Genomic DNA, 13,440 nt, shown 5'->3' with positions numbered 1-13,440 from the left:
CCCGGGCGCCACGACACCGCCCGGGCCGGGCGGACGGCCGCAGCGCGGGCGACAGCCCGTCAGTCCTCCTGCCAGTCCTCGATGCAGAACCGGGCCTCGCTGAGCATGATGTCCCCGGCCCTGGCCGCCCGGACGTAGATGCCGGTCCCGTCCGGCCCCTGGTCCCCGGCGCAGGTCACGCGCAGGCCCAGGTCCCGTTCCTCGGCGTGGCGGGCGATGTCCGCGTCGACGTCGGCGACGGGCCGGCCGATCAGCCGGATGCCCGCGTACTCGATCCGGGGCCCGGTGCGCCCGTGCACGGTCACCGCCGCCAGGGCGGGGGCGCCAAACCCGCCCCCGTAGTGGGCGGTCACCCCTGTCCCGTCGAAGACGTCCGCGCCCAGGTTCCACTGTGCGTCCTGGGCGTACGGCGACGGCCAGCCGGCCCACGGGTGGGAGCCGAGCCGGGCGGACGGGATCTCGCCGCCCAGTGCGGCTGCCACCTCGGCCGGGCTCATGCCGAACCGGAGCGGGCCGACTCCCTCCAGCGGGGTGCAGTCCCAGCGGGGCCGGGCCTCGTCCGCCGTCACCTGCCACGTCCCGGAGTACGCGTCCTCGGCGCGGGCGCGCGACCAGTCACGTACCGGCCCGGGTCCGTGTGGGTCCCCGGCCAGTTCGGGGCCGAGCAGCAAGGCGCCGGTGATCGCCCGGCTCGTCCGCTGCACGTACCCCTCGGGTGCCCTCCCCCACTCCTGTCCGGTGTCCATGGACACCCCCCAGGCGGCCACCTCCGGGTCGCCGCTCCGGTTCTCCCGTACGGCCACTCTTTCCCGGCGGGCGAGTTCGTGGAGGTCCGCACGCACCTCCGACGGCACCCGGGCGATCAGCTCGACGCCTCGGAGCCGTACCCGCGGTTCGGCGAGTTCGTCGATCGCCACCGCGAGCAGTCGCGGCTCCGGCCCGAAGAACGCGGTCACCCCGAGGTCGTGGTAATCCTGCCTCACCGGCTCGCCCCCCGCGCGCCGAGCGACCCAGACGACGGCTCCGGCAAGAGCCGCCGCCACCTCGTCGGGGCTCATCCCGAACCGCAGCGGCCCGACCCCCACCAGCGGGTCCAGCACCCACTGCGGACGTTCCTCCTCGGGCTTCCTGTTCCACCAGCCCACCGGCACACCTCCGCACTCGCCCCGACCGACCCGGCACCGCCGGCCGATGATCTTGTCGGCCAGCCTAGGCGCGTCCCCTGACAGCTCCCCCCGCCCCGCCCGTCCGGATGAACTCCCGGGCCACACCGGCCTCCCACGCATGCGGACGACCGGGCCCCGGCTACGTTCCGCGCACAGCCGCACGACGAAAGGGGCCCACCCGTGCCGACGACCGGAATCCTGGACTACGAGAGCGACGCGATCGTCCAGCTCATGAGCATGGCCGAGGAGGACTGGACGGAGCAGGAACTCAAGGACGCCCTCCAGCGGGCGATCATGCTGGAGCTCTCCACCATCCCGCCCTACGCCACCGCCCTCTGGTCGATCACCGATCAGGACAACAGCAAGCCGGTCCGCCACACCATCCGCGAGATCGTCTTCGACGAGATGTCGCACTTCGGCCTGGTCTGCAACATGCTCACCAGCATCGGCGGCACGGTCGTCCTCAAGGACCCGCTCACCGTCCCCAAGTACCCGGGCGAGCTGCCGGGCGGGGTCAACCCGGGGCTGGAGGTCTTCCTCAGCGGGCTGAGCCGGGAGTCGGCCACGCTCTTCTCCGACATCGAGAAGCCCGAGAACCCGCTCGCCTTCGCCGCCGACGGCAACACGATCGGCGCCTTCTACCAGCGCATCGCCAACGTCTTCCCGAAGTTCGCCCACCTGCTGACCGGGCAGAACCAGGTGACCTTCCCGCTCGGGGCGATCGGCCACGGCGCCGGCAACGACATCGTCGCGATGAACACCATCGACGACGTGCTGAAGGCGATCGACGTCATCCGGACCCAGGGCGAGGGCACCGACGCCTCCCCGGACAACCCCTTCCACGGCGCGCCCGGTGAACTCGCCCACTACTACGCCTTCAAGGAGATCGCCGTCGGCAAGAAGCTCGTGAAGAACCCGGCGACGGGGATGTTCGAGTTCACCGGCCCCGACCTCCCGCTCCCGGGCACCGCACCGGTCCCCCGGGTCCCGGCCGGCGGCTGGGTCAACTCCCCCGGCAACGAGCCCGACCAGACCACCGCCGCCGTACTGAACGACTTCAACACCGCCTACAGCGACATGCTGCGCGCCCTCGAAGCGGCCTGGGGCGGCAATGCGGACTCGCTCTCCGACGCGATCGGACACATGAACGATCTGGGTGACTTCGCACGGCAGTTGAACGCCATCAAGCTGCCCGCCAATCCCCAAGCCGTCTACGGGCCGGAGTGGATCTTCATCCCGAAGTAGCCCGAACCGACTCGAACCTGCTCCGGAGGGCCGGTGCGCTCCGATCCGCCCGCACCGGCCCTCCGTCTCACCTCCAGCCGCCTTCGAGGCCCCGGCCCCCCAGCTCCTCGGCGAACGCCCGCGCCGCCGCCAGGTCCTCCGCGCCCGGCCGCGCCTTGTTGAGGCCGCCGACGAGCCTGAACGGGAGCCAGGTGTCGAAGCCCCGGCAGGAGAAGGCGTCGGCCACCTCGAAGCCCTTCTGTTCCAGGGCCCGTACGAGCGGACGCGTGAAGGGCCGGACCGGCAGTTCCGGCAGCCCGCTGGTGGCGAACACGAACGCCCTGCCCCGCTGCCCCCGCGGAACCGACCGGACGAAGTCACGCAGCCGGGGGTGGAACCGCCCGGTGAAGATCCCCGAGCCGAATCCCACCAGGTCGTAGCCGGCCAGCTCCGCCGGATCGACCTGCTCGGGCTCGACGACCGGGGCCGACAGCACCCGGCCCATGGCCTCGGCGATCCTCCGCGTGTTGCCGTGGGACACGGACGCGCACACGATGACGGCCTTCATGACGGATCTCCTTCGCTCGGTCACACGCTCGGTCACACCCACCGGGTAGACCGGACGCCGCGCGAGGACGTGACATCCCGCGGCCGGGAACGCCCGAAGGCCGGTGCGGACAGGTCCGCACCGGCCTTCGACAATGACCGTTCCGCCGTTACGCGTTCGGCACGGTCGCGTACTTCGGGGTGCCCTCGGCCATCTGCTTCAGGGCGTCCTTGCGGTCGCGCTTCGACAGCTTGTCGATGTAGAGGGTGCCGTACAGGTGGTCGGTCTCGTGCTGCAGGCAGCGGGCGAAGAAGCCGGTGCCCTCGACGCGGATCGGCTTGCCGTCCTTGTCGACGCCGGTCACGGCGGCGAAGTCCGGGCGCGGCAGCTCGGCGTACGCGGTGGGGACGGACAGGCAGCCCTCGTTGCCGTCGTCGAGGACCCGGCGCCGGTCGGCCGGGTACTCCTCCAGCTTGGGGTTGATCACGTGGCCGATGTGGCGCACGCCCTCGTCGTCCGGGCAGTCGTAGACGAAGACCTTGAGGTCCACGCCGATCTGGTTGGCGGCGAGGCCGACGCCCTCGGCGGCGTACATCGACTGGAACATGTCGTCGATCAGCGCGGAGAGCTCGTCGTCGAAGGCGGTGACGTCCTTGACCTCGCGGTGCAGGACGGGGTTGCCGACGACGGTGATCGGACGGGCGGTGCCCTTGCCGAGGTCGGGCTCCTCACCGATCACCTTCACGGGAGCCTCGGGCGCCGCCCCCTCCACGTCGTGCTCGTGCTCGTGCTGCTCGGCCTGCTCCGCCATGTCTTCCGCTTCCATAGGTCCTACGCGTACCTCACCAGGGTACTCAGCGGGGTTCAGCAGACCTCTTCGAGATCCCGGTACGCCCGGGTCCCCGGGGAGGCCGCGACCCAGCGGTCCAGCAGGGTGCGCACCAGGTGGGCGGGTGCGGCGATCCCGCACTCGCGCTCGACCAGCCAGGACATCCCGGCCGCGCCGCCCTGGCTGAGGTGGCTGAGGTGGCCGGGGTGCGCGGCGTCGCCGTCGTCGTGCGGGTCGTGGTGGGCCGCGACGCCGTCGTCGGAGGCCATCCGGCTCTCCGAGCAGGCGCGGCAGAGCAGCCGTACCGACGAGGTCCAGTCCTCGGCCGCGTAGCCGGCGTCGGCGACCAGCCGCTCCAGCGCGTCGCGGTCCCCGGCGGTGGCGGCCTGCAGCAGCACCACGTAGGTCGGCACCGGGGAGGGGGCCCAGAGCTCGATCTCGTCGAACACCGGGTAGGCGACGCCGTCGGTGACCCGCTCGCCGTGGGGGGCGCCGTCGTGCAGCACCACCTCGCCCCAGCGGCGGCCGGAGGAGGGCAGCGGGATGGAGAGGACCTCGATCCGGGCCGGGTCGAGGCGGCGGCCCCAGACCACCTCGGACTCGCCGTCCGGGGAGAGCCGCACCGGGGTGGTGCCGAGGTCCAGGCTGACCGGGCCGTCCGGCTGCCCGCCGGGGCCGCCGGACAGCTTGAGCCCGTACGCCTGCCAGGCGCGGCGGGCCAGCGGCCAGTCCTGCAGGGCGGTGGCGGTGATGCCGAGGTTCCACCAGTCGGGGGCGCCGTGTTCGCGGTCCAGCAGGGCGACGGCGCGCAGGCCGGCCGAGCGGGCCTGCTCCCAGTCGCGGCGGAACTTGTGCAGGAGGGCGAGGTTGAACCACGAGTCGGAGAGCCAGGGCTCCAGGTCGGCGGCCATCACCAGCAGCGCGCCGGCGTCCTCGTAGCGACCGTCGCCGATCAGCGTGAAGGCCCGGTCGGTCGTCTGCCGCCAGGTGGCGGACGGCCGGTGCCGTGCCCGGTGGAAGATCCTCACGTTCGTCCCTGCCGTCGTCGTCCGCTCAAGTCCCGTGCCACCGTGCCCGTACCGCCTCGGACGGCGTACCGGGCCCGGCGCTCCGGGTCGGTGTTCCACGCTACGACCGCATCCAACCACGCCCGCCCCCGCCCGCGCTCCCCACCGCCGAGGTTGGGGCCCGCCCCTCCCCAGCCTGCCCGCCCGGCCGCGCCCTCTCAACCCCTGGCGGGTCCGACCCCGGCTGCGGCCCCGGCTGCGGCGCCGGCTGCGGCCCTCGGGCGGCAGCCCCGGCCGTCAGCCCCTGGCCTGTCCGCCGACCCTGGCCAGGGCGTCCACCACCCGGGCGTCGTAGACCCGACCGCGCCCCAGCCGGATGACCTCCAGCGCCTCCAGCCGCCCGACGGCCTCACCGACGCCCCGGCCGCGGGCCACGGTGAGCAGGTCGTCGTGGGCGTTGGCGACCCGGATGATCCTGGCCGCGAGCGGCACCGGGCCCTCGCCGACGGCGGGCCCGGCGCAGGGGTCGGCCAGCCGGGCGACCTGCTCGGCGACCTGCTTGGGCACGCCGGTACGGCTGATCACCTCGCTGCCCAGCCGGGCGATCCGCTGCTGCTCGACGCACGGCAGCACCGCGGTGGCGCCGTCCGGCACCGGTTCGACCAGGGACAGCTGCCCGACGTCGTGCATCAGCGCGGCGTACTCCAGCAGGGCGAGCTCGCGGGTGCCCAGACCCAGCTCGCGCCCCAGCGCGCACGCCGTGTCCGCGACCCGGCGCGCGTGCCCGTGCGGGGTGTAACCGGCCACCTCGGTGGCCCGGGCCAGGCTGGCGATGGTCTGACCGGTGGTGGCCCGCACCGCGGCGGCGCGCCGGAAGGACACCTGGGCGAGCAGCAGCGGGGTGCAGAACAGCGGCAGCGCCCAGAGCCCGACCTCGCCGGCCGCGAGGCTGACCAGCATCCCGGTGGCGACGATCGCCGAGCCGATGCCGAACAGCGAGCGCAGCTCGTCCTCCAGCGCCGCGGGGAACCGCAGCCCGCCCGCCGAACGGCGCAGCAGGGCCGCCAGGGTGGCGTCGCAGAGCGCGGCCAGCGCGGCGACGACGGTCAGGAAGGCCCCGTACGCCGGGCCCTCGGGCGAGAAACGGTCGACCAGGCCGCCGTTGTAGAGCGGCTGGAAGACAGCGGCCGCGAAGCCGACGGCGAGCAGCCGGCGGACGGCGCTGTCGCGGCGGGCCGGGTCGGCCCAGGGCGGGCGGCGGTGCGGGCGCTCGGGGCGGTGCGGCAGGGCGGCGAGCCCGGGCAGCCAGGCCAGCAGCAGGCCGGCCCCGGTCACCGCGACCACCTGGAGCATCCCGTGCGCGGTCGGCACCCCGCGCAGCGGCCCGAGCAGGGCGTACGCCAGCGCACCGGCGGCGCCGATGGGCGCCTGTTCGCGATCGCCCGGAAGGGTGATCCGGACGCATTCGCCGAGCGCGATCAGCAGGGTGAACGCCAGCGCGACCTTGGGCTCCGCGACCCCGCGCACCGCGACCGCGCCCAGCGCGAGCGCCAGCAGTACGGCGGCGGCCGCGTGCACCGCGCGGGTGGTGGGCCCGCACGCCGTGCGGTCGGCGGGCGTCCGGCTGCGGGCCGTCCGGCCGAGGGCCGCGCGCCCGGGCGCCGTCACGGCTGCCCGGGCGCGGGGGCGCCGCCCTGCGCGGGTACCCGGCCGGGAGCCGTCCGGACCGGTTCGGGCACCCCGAGCGGGATGTCCGGGACGGCCCGCACGCAGTCCTCGGAGTGCACCACCGGCCGCCAGTCGTGGGCGGCCAGCGCGTCGATCAGCGCCCGCACCATCACCGGGTCGAACTGGCTGCCCGAGCAGCGCTCCAGCTCGGCCACCGCCTCGGCGACCGGGCGGCCGCGCCGGTAGGAGCGGGTGGAGGTCATCGAGTCGAAGGCGTCGGCGACCGAGATGATCCGGGCGAACTCGGGGATCCGGTCGCCCGCCAGCCCGCTCGGGTAGCCCCGGCCGTCCATCCGCTCGTGGTGGTGCAGGATCCCGGCGTGCGCCTCGCCGAGGAAGTCGATCCCGCGCACCAGCTCGTACCCGTACACCGGGTGGATCTCCACGGCCCGGCGCTCCGCCTCGGTGAGGGGACCGTTTCTGCGCAGGAGCTCGGTGGCCACCCCGAGCTTGCCGACGTCGTGCAGGATCCCCGCGAAGCGCAGGGTGCGCAGCCGGTCGGCCTCCATGCCGAGCTGAGTGGCGATCAGCACCGAGGCCCGGCCGACCCGTTCGCTGTGCCCGCGGGTGTAGGCGTCCTTGATCTCCACGGCCTGCACCAGCGACTGCACGGTGGCCTGGTGGGCGTCCTGCTCGCGCTGGCCCTGGGCGAACACCCAGGCGGAGATGGACAGCGGCAGCAGCGCCAGCAGCGCCGCGAACGCACCGTACGGGCCCTGCCAGAGCACGGCGACCATCAGCCCGCCGGCCGCGTGCACCAGCACCGGCAGTCCGCACACCGAGCAGGCCCCGCGCAGCAGCACCCCGGCCCCGCGGCCCTCGCTGAGCATCACCATCACGCCCACCACCACCCCGTTGACCAGGCAGAACGCGGCGACCGCGGTGAAGCCGGGCAGCAGCGCGGCCGGGAACCGGGAGCCCAGCAGCAGCTGCGGGCCGCGCAGCAGGTGGAAGACGACCGAGGAGGCGAAGGCGCACAACGCGAGCTGGGAGCCGTTGAACAGCTGGCGCCCGCGGCAGCCGCGCCCGCTCGGCCCGCCGAGCAGGGCGGCCGGGGCGGCGACCAGGGCGGCGGCGGCCGGAGGGAGCATCAGGACCCCGGCGAACAGCACCGGGAAGAAGGCGTTCACCCCGGGCCGGGCGGGCACCCGCTCGGGCGGCGCCGGGCGGCGCAGCAGCCTGCGCACCAGCACCAGACAGGGCGTCGGCAGGCCCTGGGCCAGTGACTCCCAGCAGCCGTGCAGGAAGGCGAGCAGCCCGACCTTGGGCCAGTCCACCGGCTGGCCGAGCCAGCGCGGGACTCCCGGGGTGGCACCGGCGGGCAGCAGCGGCACCAGGCAGCACAGCGCCGCCACCGGGACGGCCACCAGGTAGCGCGCCGCCCCGGGCGGCAGGGTCGCGCCCCCACTGTCGGTAGCGATGTCGACCTCCCCGCCGTCCGGGCCCGTGTTGCCTCAACACGCCGGGCGAACCGGCGGTGAGCGTCCGTCAGGAGGATAGGCCGCCGTCCGGGCGCGGGGACGCATGGTCGCGCAATGGCGCAGTTGGCGCACCGCCAACTCACCCGAACGAGTGAGGGCGCACGTGAGCAGAACGGGAGCGGCCCCGGGAGCACATGCTCCCGGGGCCGCTGGACTCCCTTGGCCCGGACCGGGCGGGCCGCCCTCGTCGACGGGCCGGCGGACGCCTACGCCCGGACGCCTACCCTGACGGTCACTCCGCCGGGGCGCCGGCCTCGACCGGGGCACTCGGACGCTCGGCCGGCTCCTCGCCCGCCTCACCCTGCGCCAACTTCGGTGCCGGCCGGGCGGACTCGGCGTGCACCTCCACGGAGGCCTCCACCGCGACGACCACCTGCTCGCCCGAGCGCTGCCCGGCCCGGATCGAGTCGATCCTGGCCAGCACCTTGCTGCGCAGATCGGTCGGGGTGTCGTCGCACCCGCAGGAACGCTTGATCAGCGCCTTGATCGCCTGCTCAAGCCCGTACTGCTTCAGGCAGGGCGAGCACTCCTCGAAGTGCACGCGCAACTTCGCGCAGTCGCCCTCGGCCATCTCGTTGTCGAGGAATTCATAGAGGTGGTCGAGGACCTCGCCACACTCGGTTTCGTGCGGATCGCCGCAGCTCATGAGCCCGAGCCCTTCGCTTCCTGCCCTGCCCCGCTGCCGGCCGGGACGAGCCCGCGCTCACGGGCGTAATCCTCCAGCATGCCGCGCAGCTGACGGCGGCCGCGGTGCAGCCGGGACATCACCGTACCGATGGGAGTACCCATGATGTCCGCGATCTCCTTGTACGCAAAGCCTTCTACGTCCGCGAGATAGACGGCGATCCGGAATTCCTCCGGGATGGCCTGGAGCGCGTCCTTCACATCGCTGTCGGGGAGGTGGTCGAGCGCCTGGGTCTCCGCCGAGCGCAGGCCGGTCGACATGTGCGACTCCGCCCTGGCCAGCTGCCAGTCCTCGATCTCCTCCGCCGCGGTGCGCTGGGGCTCCCGCTGCTTCTTGCGGTACGAGTTGATGAACGTGTTGGTGAGGATGCGGTACAGCCAGGCCTTGAGGTTCGTGCCCTCACGGAACTGGTGGAAGGACGCGTACGCCTTGGCGAACGCCTCCTGGAGCAGGTCCTCCGCGTCGGCCGGGTTGCGCGTCATGCGCAGCGCCGCCGAGTACATCGGGTCCAGGTAGCCCAGGGCGTCGCGCTCGAAGCGCTCCCGCCGGGCCTCCTCGCTCTCCTCCGCCGACACCCGGTAGGTGTCCTCACCGATCGCCTCGGCCAGCTCCTCACCGGTGAGCGCCTCGCCCGCAGGCCGGACCTCGTCCGGGCCACGACCCGGCTCGGCCTCGTGCTCGGTCCCGACGACCGGACCCACCTCCTCGGCATGACGGCCACGGCCCACGGCGGGCCGCCCAGAAATGGAGGATATCGGGCTGACGGGCTTCTCGCCCGCGTCAATCCACTCCGACCAGGAGGGGACGAGGGCCGTGGCGGCCTCGCGCTCCTCAGGCCGTTCGGGGCACGCGATCGAACCCATCTGCCCTGCCTCTCACCGGTGACTCGTGCTGACGAGGGTGTCAACCACCCCGGCCCCGCCCGCATTCCCGTCCTCGCGCACCATTCACTCGCACGAGTGAGCGACCGGAAACTCCCTGCTCACGGCGGTCCCGGGCCCGGCCGCGGGCCCGCCTCAGACCAGCCGCAGGACCCAGTCCCCGACCGCCGAGCAGATCAGGTCCAGCACCTCGTCCTGCCCCATCGGCGCCCGCTTGGGCACCGCGAACCCGTGGCTGCCGTACGGCACCGCCACCAGTTCGTGCCCCGCCGGCAGCTCCGGGAACTCCTCCGGCCCGCCGAACGGGTCCTGCACGCTCTGCACCACCAGCGTCGGGAGCCCCGACGCCAGCAGCTCCTCCGCCCGGCTCTTCTCCGGCTTGCCCGGCGGGTGCAGCGGGAACGCCAGCGCCACCACCCCCACCGCCCCGGTGGCCGCCCCCGTCCGGCAGGCCACCCGCGCCCCGGCGCTGCGCCCGCCCACCACCAGCGGCAGCCCCTGCCCGGCCAGGTGCTCGGCGACCGGCCGCCAGCCGAGGTCCAGCGCCTTCGGCGCCGGGCCCAGCTTCTTGCCCGCCACCCGCCAGGGCTGCTCGACCAGCGCCACGCTGATCCCGCGCTCCGGCAGCCGCCCGGCCAGCTCCACCAGGTCCCGGGCCTCGATCCCGCCCCCCGCGCCGTGCCCGAGGGCCAGGACGGCCTTCGGTTCGGCCGCCCGGTGGTGGGTGATCCGGGCCTCCCCGGCCTCGGTGGGGATGAGTTCGGTCGTCATCGCTGCTCGCTCCCGGATGCGCTTCAGAACAGGGTGGTCTCGTGCTCGACCTCGGCCCAGGGCTCCTTGAGCTCCGGGCCGTTGTTGCGGATGCTGCCGACCGCCGGCGACACCGGGGTGGCCAGCAGGGCGCCGGGCGGCGGGGGTATCAGCAGCCGGCCCAGGGCGTCCGGGTCGGTCAGCCGCGGGTCCAGCCACGCGTCCCAGTCCTGCGGGTCGAGGAACAGCGGCATCCTCTCGTGGATCGGCGCCAGCGACTCCTCGGCGTCCGTGGTGACGATCGTGAACGTCACCAGCCAGGCCTCCGGGTGCCCGGGCGGCACCGCCCGGTTGCGCCAGAACTCGTACAGCCCGGCCAGCGCCAGCGGGGTCCCGTCCGCCCGGGAGACGAAGTACGGCTTCTTGCGCGCCTTGCCCCGCTCGCCCGGCACCGTCTGCCACTCGTAGTAGCCGTCCACCGGCAGGATGCACCGGCGCGCGGCGAAGGCCTGCCGGTAGGAGGGCTTCTCGTGCACCGTGTCCGACCGGGCGTTGATCATCTTCACCGCCGTCTCCGCGGTGTTCGACCACTGCGGCACCAGCCCCCAGCGCAGCACCCGCAGCTGCCGCACCGCCCGCGGCTGCTCCCCGGCCATCCGCTCCAGCACCACGAAGGCGCTGTCGGTCGGTGCGACGTTCCAGTTCGGGTCCAGGGTCTCCTCGGGGTCCCACTGCTCGACGTCGAACAGCTCGATGACGTCCTCGGGCTTGCTGCTGGCTGCGAACCGACCGCACATGCGGGCCAGCTTGCCATGCCGCCCGTCCTCATCACTTGTTCATGCCCGGACCAGAACCGCCCGCTCCCGCCCGCCCGTCTCCCCGTGGGAGGCTGCCCCGAACGGCCCAGCGCAGCGAACGGAGGCGGGAAGATCACATGAGCACCGACGACCACACCCTGAGCGCCCTGTGGGACCAGGTCACCGGCAACCAGCCCGCCCCGCCCGGCTGGCTGGTCCTGGCCACCGGCGCCGCCGCCCTGCTCACCGTCCTCGCCCGCCCGCTCTGGCACGTCGCCCGCAACGCCGTCACCATCGCCCACGAGGGCGGCCACGGACTGGTCGCGCGCCTCACCGGCCGCAAGCTGGCCGGCATCCGGCTGCACTCCGACACCTCCGGGCTCACCGTCTCCTACGGCCGCCCCACCGGCCCCGGCATGGTCCTCACCGCCGCCGCCGGCTACACCGCCCCCGCCCTGCTCGGGCTCGGCTGCGCCGCCCTGCTCGCCGCCGACCGGATCACGCTGCTGCTGTGGCTGGCGATCGCCCTGCTGCTCGCCCTGCTCCTGCGCATCCGCAACGCCTTCGGCCTCTTCGTCGTCCTGGTCGCCGGCGGCGCCTTCTTCCTGGTCTCCTGGTTCGGCAGCGCCGAGGTCCAGGCCGGCTTCGCCTACCTCGGCTGCTGGTTCCTGCTCTTCGGTGCCGTCCGCCCCGTCCTGGAGCTCCAGCACCAGCGCCGCATCGGCTGGGCGCAGGACTCCGACGCCGACCAGCTCGCCCGGCTCACCCACGTCCCCGCCCTCGCCTGGGTCACCGTCTTCCTGCTCGTCGCCCTGGCCTGCCTCGCCCTCGGCGCGACCTGGCTCCTCCAGCCGCTGCACTGACCCGCACCCGACGGCGACCGTCGGCACCGGATTCCGAGCACCCGGAGGCGCGCGGGTGAATCACAGCCCCGAGCCGGGGGGCGCAGAGCCGCCGGAGGCGAGCGGGCGAATCACGGCCCGTTCCGGTACGGCCCCTAGACTTGCCACATGACCGAGACCCCGTGGCCCGCCCCCGTCGCCACCAGCCCCGTCGACGCGACCGTCACCATCCCCGGCTCCAAGTCGGTCACCAACCGGGCTCTGGTGCTGGCGGCACTCGCCGAGCGGCCCGGCTGGGTGCGCCGCCCGCTGCGCAGCCGCGACTCCCAGCTGATGGCCGACGGCCTGCGCGCCCTCGGGGTCACCATCGAGGAGACGGTCAACAACGACGCCGGCGGCACCGGCGGCGGCGAGGCCTGGCGGGTCTTCCCCGCCCCCGCGCTGCGCGGCCCCGCCTCCGTCGACGTCGGCAACGCCGGCACGGTCATGCGCTTCCTGCCCCCGCTCGCCGTCCTCGCCGACGGCCCGGTGCACTTCGACGGCGACCCGCGCTGCTACGAGCGCCCCCAGCACGGCGTGATCGACGCCCTGCGCGCCCTCGGCGCCCGCATCGACGACGGCGGCCGCGGCGCGTTCCCGCTGACCGTCCACGGCACCGGCTCGCTGGACGGCGGCCCGGTGGAGCTGGACGCCTCCTCCTCGTCCCAGTTCGTCTCCGCGCTGCTGCTCTCCGGCGCCCGCTACAACCACGGCATCGAGGTCCGGCACGTGGGCGGCCCGGTGCCGTCGCTGCCGCACATCCGGATGACCGTGGAGATGCTGCGCAAGGCCGGCGCCCAGGTCGACGCCCCCGAGGACGGCGGCGAGAAGGACGTCTGGCGGGTCACCCCCGGCGCCCTGATCGGTCGCGACCTGGTGGTCGAGCCGGACCTCTCCAACGCGGCGCCGTTCTTCGCCGCGGCCCTGGTCACCGGCGGCCGCGTCACCGTGCGCGACTGGCCCCGGCACACCACCCAGCCCGGCGACCAGCTGCGCGAGATCTACACCCGGATGGGTGGCGCCTGCGAGTTCACCGACGAGGGCCTGCAGTTCACCGGCACCGGCCGGATCCACGGCATCGACGCCGACCTGCACGACGTCGGCGAGCTCACCCCGGTGATCGCCGCCGTCGCCGCGCTGGCCGACTCCGAGTCCCACCTGTACGGCATCGCCCACCTGCGCCTGCACGAGACGGACCGGCTCGCCGCGCTCGCCAAGGAGATCAACGACCTCGGCGGCGACGTCACCGAGACCGAGGACGGCCTGCGGATCCGCCCGCGCCCGCTGCACGGCGGCACCTTCCGCACCTACGAGGACCACCGCCTGGCCACGGCCGCCGCGGTGCTCGGCCTCGCCGTGCCCGGCATCGGGGTGGAGAACGTCGCCACCACCGCCAAGACCCTGCCCGACTTCCCGGCGATGTGGGCCGAACTGCTGGGCGAAGCGGCGGCGGACGCCTGAGCG

General features: G+C 74.1%; 13 protein-coding genes. 3 read left to right on the top strand and 10 right to left on the bottom strand.

Features of this window, described 5'->3' with window-relative positions:
- Positions 1 to 59: 59 nt before the first annotated feature.
- A complete protein-coding gene (locus ACIRST_RS07870) occupies positions 60 to 1,145 on the bottom strand; it encodes a hypothetical protein (RefSeq protein WP_402800741.1) in 1,086 nt (361 codons plus the stop codon).
- 201 nt (positions 1,146 to 1,346) lie between these two features.
- Between ACIRST_RS07870 and ACIRST_RS07865 the strand changes: the two genes are divergently transcribed.
- Positions 1,347 to 2,411 carry a ferritin-like protein gene (locus ACIRST_RS07865; RefSeq protein ID WP_402800739.1) on the top strand — a complete coding sequence of 355 codons (1,065 nt, stop codon included), beginning with the start codon at positions 1,347 to 1,349 and terminating at the stop codon, positions 2,409 to 2,411.
- Positions 2,412 to 2,478: 67 nt separating this feature from the next.
- Here ACIRST_RS07865 and ACIRST_RS07860 read toward each other — a convergent pair whose 3' ends face one another.
- The 9 genes from ACIRST_RS07860 to ACIRST_RS07820 all read right to left on the bottom strand — a co-directional run bounded on the left by ACIRST_RS07860 (position 2,479) and on the right by ACIRST_RS07820 (position 11,095).
- Positions 2,479 to 2,958: a flavodoxin family protein gene (locus ACIRST_RS07860; protein ID WP_402800737.1), complete on the bottom strand. Its 480-nt coding sequence runs from the start codon at positions 2,956 to 2,958 to the stop codon at positions 2,479 to 2,481.
- A 148-nt stretch (positions 2,959 to 3,106) separates the two neighbouring features.
- Complete coding sequence (gene def, locus ACIRST_RS07855; protein ID WP_350523009.1) at positions 3,107 to 3,748, bottom strand: peptide deformylase; 642 nt, start codon at positions 3,746 to 3,748, stop codon at positions 3,107 to 3,109.
- 53 nt (positions 3,749 to 3,801) lie between these two features.
- Entirely contained in the window at positions 3,802 to 4,794 is a 993-nt protein-coding gene (locus tag ACIRST_RS07850; protein WP_350523010.1) for a hypothetical protein, read from the bottom strand.
- A 276-nt stretch (positions 4,795 to 5,070) separates the two neighbouring features.
- On the bottom strand, positions 5,071 to 6,351 hold the full coding sequence (locus ACIRST_RS07845; RefSeq protein WP_402800944.1) for an HD-GYP domain-containing protein: 1,281 nt from the start codon (positions 6,349 to 6,351) through the stop codon (positions 5,071 to 5,073).
- Between the two features lie 86 nt (positions 6,352 to 6,437).
- Complete coding sequence (locus tag ACIRST_RS07840; protein ID WP_402800734.1) at positions 6,438 to 7,868, bottom strand: HD-GYP domain-containing protein; 1,431 nt, start codon at positions 7,866 to 7,868, stop codon at positions 6,438 to 6,440.
- A gap of 346 nt (positions 7,869 to 8,214) precedes the next feature.
- Entirely contained in the window at positions 8,215 to 8,628 is a 414-nt protein-coding gene (gene rsrA, locus ACIRST_RS07835) for a mycothiol system anti-sigma-R factor (RefSeq protein WP_350523013.1), read from the bottom strand.
- Positions 8,625 to 9,368: a sigma-70 family RNA polymerase sigma factor gene (locus tag ACIRST_RS07830; RefSeq protein WP_396544461.1), complete on the bottom strand. Its 744-nt coding sequence runs from the start codon at positions 9,366 to 9,368 to the stop codon at positions 8,625 to 8,627. Before ACIRST_RS07830 ends, rsrA begins: the two co-directional genes overlap by 4 nt.
- Positions 9,369 to 9,683: 315 nt before the next feature.
- Complete coding sequence (locus tag ACIRST_RS07825) at positions 9,684 to 10,319, bottom strand: alpha/beta family hydrolase (protein WP_402800732.1); 636 nt, start codon at positions 10,317 to 10,319, stop codon at positions 9,684 to 9,686.
- Between the two features lie 23 nt (positions 10,320 to 10,342).
- Positions 10,343 to 11,095: an SOS response-associated peptidase gene (locus ACIRST_RS07820; protein WP_402800730.1), complete on the bottom strand. Its 753-nt coding sequence runs from the start codon at positions 11,093 to 11,095 to the stop codon at positions 10,343 to 10,345.
- Positions 11,096 to 11,232: 137 nt separating this feature from the next.
- Between ACIRST_RS07820 and ACIRST_RS07815 the strand changes: the two genes are divergently transcribed.
- Both ACIRST_RS07815 and aroA read left to right on the top strand, forming a co-directional pair.
- Positions 11,233 to 11,958: a M50 family metallopeptidase gene (locus tag ACIRST_RS07815; RefSeq protein ID WP_350523016.1), complete on the top strand. Its 726-nt coding sequence runs from the start codon at positions 11,233 to 11,235 to the stop codon at positions 11,956 to 11,958.
- Between the two features lie 147 nt (positions 11,959 to 12,105).
- Positions 12,106 to 13,437: a 3-phosphoshikimate 1-carboxyvinyltransferase gene (gene aroA, locus ACIRST_RS07810; protein WP_350523017.1), complete on the top strand. Its 1,332-nt coding sequence runs from the start codon at positions 12,106 to 12,108 to the stop codon at positions 13,435 to 13,437.
- Positions 13,438 to 13,440 lie beyond the last annotated feature (3 nt).

This window comes from Kitasatospora sp. NPDC101447 (assembly GCF_044767225.1).
Taxonomy (GTDB): Bacteria; Actinomycetota; Actinomycetes; order Streptomycetales; family Streptomycetaceae; genus Kitasatospora.
The sequence above is the reverse complement of the archived record's forward strand: the minus strand, read 5'-3'. Positions and strand labels throughout refer to the sequence as shown.